Below are 6,015 nucleotides of genomic sequence, written 5' to 3'. Positions count from 1 at the left end.
CAAAAACAAGGTTATATCGATCAAGTCAATAATGCGAAAACTGGTGATGAAATCACCAAGATAGTTGACGCAGCCAAGGCTGCAGATCAAAAAGCCGGTTCTGATAAATTAGCGGAAGAGAAGAAAGCCGCGATTGATCAAATCAATTCTGCTAAAACTTTAAATGAGAAGCAGAAGCAGGATTACATTAATCAAGTTAGAAACGCTGAGACAAGCTCAGGTCTAGGAAAAATTATGCAACAAACTAAATTACCCCAGACTAATGCTAAGAACCAGTTAACAATTGGAGCATTGATTTCAATTGCATTGGTTAGTATCTTCTCACTACCATATGTACTAGGAAAAAAACATAAATAAGCAATAAATAGGCCTATAGACGAAAATGTTTATAGGCCTTTTGTTATTTAATTTTTTACACCATATTGTTCAATCATAAATTCTGAAATTTTGGTCAAACCATTACTTAGCGTTGCTTCATCAGTACAATAACCTAAGCGAACATGTCCGGGTGTATCAAAACGAGTGCCAGGTACTAACAAAACACCCTTTGTTTTTAATAATTTAATACAAAATTCTTCAATGTCATCTGGAATGTCTAATTTCGGAAAGGATGTCGCGATATACAATGTGACAGTGATGACTGCTGAATCATTGCCACATATTATTGATGAAGCGATTCGTCGTGCGTATGCGCACCAGGGGGTGGCTGTGGTACAAATTCCTGTTGATTTACCGTGGCAGGAAATTGATGATGATGTTTGGTATGCCTCAGCGAATAACTATCAAAAGCCAATCTATGAAAACGTCTCAACGACACAAGCACAGACTATCGCTGACCTCTTAGCGACTGCTGAGCGACCAATTATTTATTATGGAATTGGTGCCCGGCACGCAGGACCGGAGTTGGAAAAACTTGCAACCCAGCTAAAAATTCCCTTGGTTAGCACTTACCCAGCAAAGGGCATTGTCGCAGATCGCACCCCATATTATTTAGGATCAGCAAATCGGGTGGCTCATAAACCTGCCAATGATGCGTTAGCACAGGCAGACGTTGTGTTATTTGTGGGGAGTAATTTTCCGTTTGCAGAGTTAGACAATACATTTGAAAACGTAGATAAATTTTTACAAATTGATATTGATATGGCAAAGCTTGGAAAGCGACACTATACGGATGTCGCGATGTTAAGTGATGCTAAATTAGCTTTGAATAAAATTATTGAATTTAGCACCTGAAAAAGTCGAAACGGCTTGGTGGAAGGCTAATTTGGACAATAATGAAAATTGGTTTACTTATTTAGATCAATTAGAGCATCAGGTGAATGGACCGCTCCAAGCTTATCAGGTTTATCACGAACTAAATCAGATAACAAAGGATCAATCTATTTTCTCAATTGATGTTGGAGACGTGAACCAACTCTCTAATCGACATTTACGTTTAAAGACTAGTAATCGTTATTTTACATCAAATCTATTTGCCACGATGGGTGTTGGGATTCCCGGGGCTATTGCTGCTAAGTTAAACTATCCTGATCGGCAGGTCTTCTCTTTATCAGTGGATGGGGGAGCCGCAATGGTGATGCAAGATTTGGTTACGCAGGTTCAATATCACTTGCCAATTATTAACGTAATCTTTTCAAATGGTCATTTCGGATTTATTCGTGATGAGCAAGAGGATACTAATGAAGGTGAAATTGGAGTTGAGTTCAATGATATTGATTTTTCAAAAATCGCGGATGGAATTGGCATGCAAGGTATTCGGGTAACCGAAATTAGTCAATTGACCGATGCATTTAAGCAGGCGCAAAAAATTGGTCAACATGATCCAGTTTTGATTGATGTTAAAATAACAAATGAACGTCCCATTCCAGTGGAGGCAATGAAGCTCGATCCGGCTCGTTTCGATGCGAAGACTATTAATGAATTTAAGCAACGTTACCATGCCGAAGATTTAAAACCATTTGCAGAATATCTAAAGCAGTATGGTGTAAATTCGAATAATAAAGACCTGGGGCAAGGTGGATTTTAGACAAAAGAATAAAAGATTATTAATTAAATAAAAAGCTTATTGAGGTGCTGAAGTGCCCTGTCATCGTTGGACTGATTGTCTAATAATGATGGGCACTTTATTTCGTTAATAATCATTTTGATACTTAAAAATAACTATTTATTTGATTTGATGTAAAGTTTAAAAATCGGACGTAAATTATGATAACTCTGTTAATTGGGGGCTAGTCAGCGGCTAATTTTAAATTAAGGAATTTTGAATATGTGCGATTAAAACAAAAGATATTGACGCTTTATTGCTTAGATTTTATAATTGAACAAACGTTCCAAAAAGAAGGTGGATAATGAGCAGAACTAAAGAGTTTAATAAGGATGAAGTATTAGAGCAAGCAATGAATGTGTTTTGGAAACAAGGTTATGCGAATACATCAATGCAAGAATTAGTAAATGCAATGCAGATTAATCGAGGAAGTATTTATGCAACCTTTGGAGATAAACATGCATTGTTTGTGTATGTACTTGATTTTTATCATCGTTATTTAGAAAAAGAAATGTTCGAAGCAACTAAGCAATCAAATGATTTAGGTAGTCAGTTAAATGATATTTTTAATGTTTTTTTGAAAATAAACGATAAATTTCAAATCAAAGGGTGTTTAATCGTAAATTCGGCAACGGAATTAGGTCAAATTGATTCTGAAATTAAGAAAATTATTGAAGATTATATGCATCAGGAATTAAATTTTATTTTAAATATCCTGGATCGTGGAAGAAGCGAATTATGCAAAAATACTCAATTGGAATCAATTGCTAAACGTTTTCAGATAGCCTTAATAGGAATGCGTGTTTCAGCTTCAATTGGGGCTAGCGAATCTGAACTTAAATCGATAGCTGAAGATGTGATTGAGACATTGCCCTGGAAAAGAACTGAGGTATAAATAATGAAGGCTGTACAAATAACTAAAAATAATAAAGATATCAATGTTGAGTTAAATGAAATAAAACGGCCTAAGCTAGAGGATCATGAGGTGTTAATTGCACCTTTGTATGCTGCAGTGAATCCTTTGGATCTAATGAATATTAACGGTAGTGTTAATTTAATTCAAAATTATAAAATGCCATTAACGCTGGGAAATGAAGTTGTGGGTAAGATTGTGGAAGTGGGTGCTGCGGTTAAAACATTTGCTATCGGGGATCAGGTTTACAGTCGGTTACCATTGTATAAAATTGGGGCTTTTAGTGAATATGTTGCGGTAACAGAGACGGCAATATGGCATACACCAAATAATTTAACGGCAAAACAAGCAGTCGCAATACCACTCACCGGTTTGACAGCATATCAAGCTTTGACTGAAGAATTAAAGGTCGAGGCAGGTAAGACTGTCTTTATTTCGGGTGGATCTGGAAGCTTTGGGCAAATCGCAGTTCCTTTGGCAAAAGCTATGGGTTTAAAAGTGATTGTTTCAGGTAACACAGAAGCGCGTGAACATATTATAAATTTAGGTGCCGATCAGTATTTAGATTACAAAAAGGAAAATTATTGGGAAATTTTGTCTGATATTGACTATGTAATTGATACTCTTGGTGTCAAAGAAATTGAACACGAAATGGGCATTATGCGGGCTGGTGGTAGACTGTTGAGCCTGATTAGCGGGCCTAATAAAAGTTTTGCGCGCGATCACAATTTCCCTAAATGGAAGCAATTATTATTTGGCCTGGCGGGAGCCAAACTCGATAAATTAGCTAAAAAATATCAAGTAGAATATCGTTTTATTTTTGTGCGTGAAAGTGGTCAGCAATTAAGCGAGATTACTAAAATTGTGGAAGACAATAATATTATTCCAGCGATTGACCAACATAATTTCACGCTTGATCAAACGCAAGAAGCGTTAAAATTAGTAGCCGCGGGTGGAACGCACGGTAAGGTAGTAATTAGCTTTGATAAATTGAGGGAAGAATGAGATTTTAATTTTGGACATCAAGGTGCAGCAGCTCTTAAAATGGGCGTTGATAATGCAAGTATGATGGTTATTTTATATTGGAATATCATCGGCATGAAATTGGGACGCTGATTTTAGATAAATGGAGTAATCAAGGGCAGATTTTATTTAGTTTGAAATGCTGTATTAGTGGCCCAAAAAACGTTAATTAGGTTAGCTAATCGAAAAATTGATTATGAATATTGTAAATGGACCGGAACTGTTTGAGAAACACGGGGACCGTTAAAAAATATAATCGTTAGTTGTAACTAACCAAGCTCCTAAATATATAAAAAGCAACCAAAAAATCAAACTATTACGCGGGGCTTCTTTAATGGAAATTTTTGTGTTTAAGTTATGCTAGTGGTTTAATGTGGAACAACAAAATACAAACGGGCTATAAGTTTATGGCTCAAATAAAAGTGAATTTTGAATTTAGATTATTTCGATTGAATCAATTGTTTCAAAAAGTAAGATCAATTTAATATGAAGGACGTAAAATATTTAATTCTATATTCTTAAAGTTTAGAAAATTAAAAGGTCATCATATCAATGTCTTGCATGATATGACAACCTTTAAAAGTAGTTATGTTGATTGGCCTAAAGCATGGTCGGCATTTAACTTATCAAAAGAGATATTTGAGAATAAATAGGATTAAGATAACTATTCAGATATATGATGGCTTTGATGGCCCTTATGTAGTTCAATATCCGGAAATTATGCATAGATTTTAAACGTGATGTATTGGGATACTTTCATAATAGGTAATATAACTAGGCATTGAAATTGTTAATATTATTGTCTAGTAGTAAAAGATATGATAATATTTCAAGTAAGCAGGAATCTATCCCAAAGGAAGGCAGGAATTTTATTTTAAGTAGCGCATTTACAGAGTAATCGAACGGTATTAATACGATATGCTGTTTTACTTGTGTCCTTAAAATAGATTTCCACCACTCCTGCGATGACTAATAGAGCATAAAGACGAGCATGTGGAGAAATCTGCATGCTTTTTTGATGGTTCGATTGCTCCTTTATTGATAAAATTACACATTCATATTATAAATAAGGAGTTTCAACATGACTGAAATTAAAACTAATCGCTTAATTCTACGAAATTTTCAAAGTTCAGATGCAGCCAGCATTTATAAATATGCTAAAAATTCTAAAATAGGTCCCATCGCCGGTTGGCCTGTTCATAATAGTATTGAAGATTCTAAATATTTTATCGAAAATTACTTTATGAGTCCCCATATATTTGCAATTACTCAAAAAAATTCGCCTAAACAAGCAATTGGGTTAATTGGGTTAGAATTAGTTGACGAAGGAAATGCTAAAAATTTTATGAAATCACGTGAGGCTGAAATTAGTTACTGGCTTGGTGAACCATTCTGGGGAAGAGGACTAGTGCCTGAAGCTATTCAAGCAGTTGTTCAGTACGGATTTGATACACTACAATTATCAGCTATTTGGTGCGGGTACAAAGATGGTAATTTGCAATCAAAACGAGCCCAAGAAAAAGAAGGATTTAAATATAATAGAACTATTAATGAAATGTATAATCCCATTTTAAATGAAACAATTATTGAGCATTTCACGAAATTAGTAAATCCTATAATTGAAAATTGATATGATAATAATATTCACCTATCAACATTAATATAAACAGAAAAACGGGGAATCAACGAAACAAGTTGTCGTACCCGTTTTTTTGTATGGGTGGGAAAATTAGTGGATAATTTGGGATGAAAATACTTCAATTTTACTTATAAGGGGCTAATACTAATCATAAATATCGAAAACAAAAATAAATATATGGAGGACAAGGACTTTTCCGTTTTTATAAAAATATGATGGCGAAATGAGGTAGTATATCATCCCCTAAAAATACAAACTTTCGAAATTACAATCATTAATATCATAAAAAACCGTAATCAAGATTTGATTTGGGGTAAAATAACCCCATTAAATAGGAAAAGATGTATCTATTTATGGTAAGGAGATATTTAGTAGCAATAACTACTTTTTTGAAAG

General features: G+C 34.5%; 5 protein-coding genes and 2 pseudogenes. 6 read left to right on the top strand and 1 reads right to left on the bottom strand.

Annotated elements, in window-relative coordinates:
* Positions 1–357 (top strand): annotated as a pseudogene (locus tag ACJQWY_RS06390) (adhesive domain-containing protein); the annotation flags it as partial.
* A 47-nt stretch (positions 358–404) separates the two neighbouring features.
* On the opposite strand, the pseudogene ACJQWY_RS06385 reads toward ACJQWY_RS06390, so the two are convergent.
* A pseudogene (locus ACJQWY_RS06385) lies at positions 405–617 on the bottom strand (aminotransferase); the annotation flags it as partial.
* A gap of 19 nt (positions 618–636) precedes the next feature.
* On the opposite strand from ACJQWY_RS06385, the gene ACJQWY_RS06380 reads away from it, so the two are divergent.
* The 5 genes from ACJQWY_RS06380 (at position 637) to ACJQWY_RS06360 (ending at position 5,610) form a co-directional block, all read left to right on the top strand.
* Positions 637–1,233: an acetolactate synthase large subunit family protein gene (locus tag ACJQWY_RS06380; protein WP_407076902.1), complete on the top strand. Its 597-nt coding sequence runs from the start codon at positions 637–639 to the stop codon at positions 1,231–1,233.
* Between the two features lie 31 nt (positions 1,234–1,264).
* The gene (locus tag ACJQWY_RS06375) at positions 1,265–2,026 is read left to right on the top strand and encodes a thiamine pyrophosphate-dependent enzyme (protein WP_407076901.1); all 762 of its coding nucleotides are present in this window, start codon (positions 1,265–1,267) and stop codon (positions 2,024–2,026) included.
* A 322-nt stretch (positions 2,027–2,348) separates the two neighbouring features.
* Entirely contained in the window at positions 2,349–2,939 is a 591-nt protein-coding gene (locus ACJQWY_RS06370) for a TetR/AcrR family transcriptional regulator (RefSeq protein ID WP_407076900.1), read from the top strand.
* A gap of 3 nt (positions 2,940–2,942) precedes the next feature.
* A complete protein-coding gene (locus tag ACJQWY_RS06365; protein ID WP_407076899.1) occupies positions 2,943–3,962 on the top strand; it encodes an NADP-dependent oxidoreductase in 1,020 nt (339 codons plus the stop codon).
* 1,099 nt (positions 3,963–5,061) lie between these two features.
* Entirely contained in the window at positions 5,062–5,610 is a 549-nt protein-coding gene (locus ACJQWY_RS06360) for a GNAT family N-acetyltransferase (protein ID WP_407076898.1), read from the top strand.
* Positions 5,611–6,015: the final 405 nt, after the last annotated feature.

This window comes from Weissella kandleri (assembly GCF_045504165.1).
In the GTDB taxonomy this organism is placed as follows: domain Bacteria; phylum Bacillota; class Bacilli; order Lactobacillales; family Lactobacillaceae; genus Weissella; species Weissella kandleri_A.
Note: the sequence above shows the minus strand (reverse complement) of the source record. Positions and strands in the feature narration are given on the sequence as shown.